Consider the following 2,186-nt stretch of genomic DNA (forward strand, 5'->3'; position numbering starts at 1 on the left):
GGCGCGCAGTCCGGGCCGCAGCGCCACCAGCGGGGCCAGCGCCGGGTCGGCGGAGAGGCGCTCGCCGACCGCGTACGGATCGGCGTCCAGGTCGAACAGGCGGCGGACGCGCTGGATGGCGGTGGTCAGGTCCCGCAGATCGGCCAGGTGCAGCCGGCACTCCAGCCAGCCCTCGCCCCGCCGCGCCTCGTGGACCTCGGCGACGCCCGGCCCGTACGGCAGCCGCAGCGTGCGGCGGTAGACACGCTCCCCGCGGACGCCGGTGACCTCCTCGACACCGGCGAGGGCGCGCGGGCCCAGGAAGTCGAAGATCTCGGCACGGGCGTACGGGCCCCGGTGGGCGAGCCGCAGCGGCACCCCCGTCCCCGGGGTGCCCGTGACGGCCGGGGCGCGCCCGGGGCCGGCGGCCCGCAGCTCGCCCGGGGTGGCCGCGTAGATCTCCTTCATCGTGTCGTTGAACTGCCGTACGCTCGCGAATCCCGCGGCGAACGCCACATCGGCCGCCCGCATGGCGGTGGTCCGCAGCAGGACGCGCGCGGTGTGCCCGCGCTGGGCCCTGGCGAGGGCGAGGGGGCCCGCGCCCAGTTCGGCGTTGAGCTGCCGCTGCACCTGGCGGGCGCTGTAGCCCAGCCGGGCTGCCAGGCCCGCGACGCCCTCGCGGTCGACGACCCCGTCACCGATCAGCCGCATCGCGCGGCCGACGACATCGGCGCGGACGTTCCACTCGGCGGAGCCCGGCACCGCGTCGGGCCGGCAGCGGCGGCAGGCGCGGTACCCGGCGCCCTGGGCGGCGGCCGCGGTCGGGAAGAACGCCACATTGCGGCGCTTGGGCGTCAGGGCCGGGCAGCTCGGCCGGCAGTAGATGCCGGTCGTGGCGACGGCGAAGAAGAAGACCCCGTCGAACCGGGCGTCCCTGCTGCACACCGCCTCGTACCGGCTGTCCTCGGTCGTCATACGCCCCAGTATGGGCGGGCCGCGACGGTCCGGCTGGCGGAAATCGGACATGGCGCCGCCGCGCCCGGGGAGCGGTCCCGGACGGCACGGACCGGTACCCCGTACGGCCCCTCCGCCCCGTCCCTCCCGGCCCACGGCACCCCGCCGTCCCCCGTTCCCCGGCGCGGGTCACGGCCCTGCCCCAGCGCTTCACCCGTCCGTGTTGCCCTGCGTGCCACCGCCCCGGCCGTGCGCAAGGCTGGCCGCACCGACCCGCAGCGCCGACCCTAAGGACCGGTCATGACGAACCCGCACCTGACGACGGGGGCCGCACCGGCCGCCAACGGAAAGATCCCGCGCGACCTGCTGCGCGTGGGCGACCTCGACCCGGTGGGCCTGACCCGGCTCCTCGACCTCGCGGCACAGATGAAACGGGAGCCCCTGGGATGGCGGCGCAGCCTGGAGGGCGCCGCCATCGGGTGCATCTTCGAGAAACCCTCGACCAGGACCCGCGCCTCCCTCGCCGTCGCCGCCCACCGCCTCGGCATGACGGCCCTCACCCTCGACCGCGGCGCGATGCAGCTCGGCCACGGCGAGACCCTGGCCGACACCGCGCGGGTCCTCTCCTCCTACCTCGACGCCCTCACCCTGCGCACCTTCGCCCACAGCACGGTCGAGGAACTGGCCGGGGCCTCGTCGGTACCGGTCGTCAACGCGCTCTCCAACACCCACCACCCGTGCCAGTCGCTGGCCGATCTGCTCACCCTGCGCGAGCACTTCGGCAGCCTCGCCGGACTGACCGCCGCGTTCATCGGCGACGGCCGCAGCAACACCTGCGTCTCCTTCCTCGAAGCCTGCGCGGGCACCGGCATGCGGCTGGTCATCGCGTCCCCGCCCGGCCACGAGACCGAGGAGCAGGTGCTCGCCGACGCCCGCCGCACGATGGCGCGGACCGGCGGCTCCGTCGCCCTCGTCACCGAACCGGTGGAGGCGGTCCGCGACGCCCAGGTGATCTACGCCGAGGTGTGGGTCCCCATGGACCGGCCCGGCGAACGGGACGAACGGGCACGGACGTTCGCCGCCCACCGGGTGGACGACGGCCTCCTCGCGCACGCCGGCCGGGAGGCCGTCGTCCTGCACTGCCTGCCCGCCGTGCGCGGCGAGGAGATCACCTCCGAGGTGCTCGACGGAGACCGGTCGCTCGTCTGGCGCCAGGCGGCCAACCGGCTGCCCACCGCCCAGTCCGTCCTCCA

At 75.8% G+C, this 2,186-nt stretch carries 2 protein-coding genes; one reads left to right on the forward strand and one right to left on the reverse strand.

The genetic code is table 11. The features are described from left to right. The coding region (locus AC51EU_RS29845) for a bifunctional transcriptional activator/DNA repair enzyme AdaA (protein ID WP_496270213.1) at window positions 1-954 on the reverse strand (954 nt) is incomplete at its 3' end. A gap of 279 nt (window positions 955-1,233) precedes the next feature. Between AC51EU_RS29845 and argF the strand changes: the two genes are divergently transcribed. Then, window positions 1,234-2,186 (forward strand): ornithine carbamoyltransferase (argF, locus tag AC51EU_RS29850; RefSeq protein WP_496270214.1); only part of this gene is annotated, 953 nt, incomplete at its 3' end.

Source organism: Candidatus Streptomyces philanthi, from assembly GCF_059553635.1.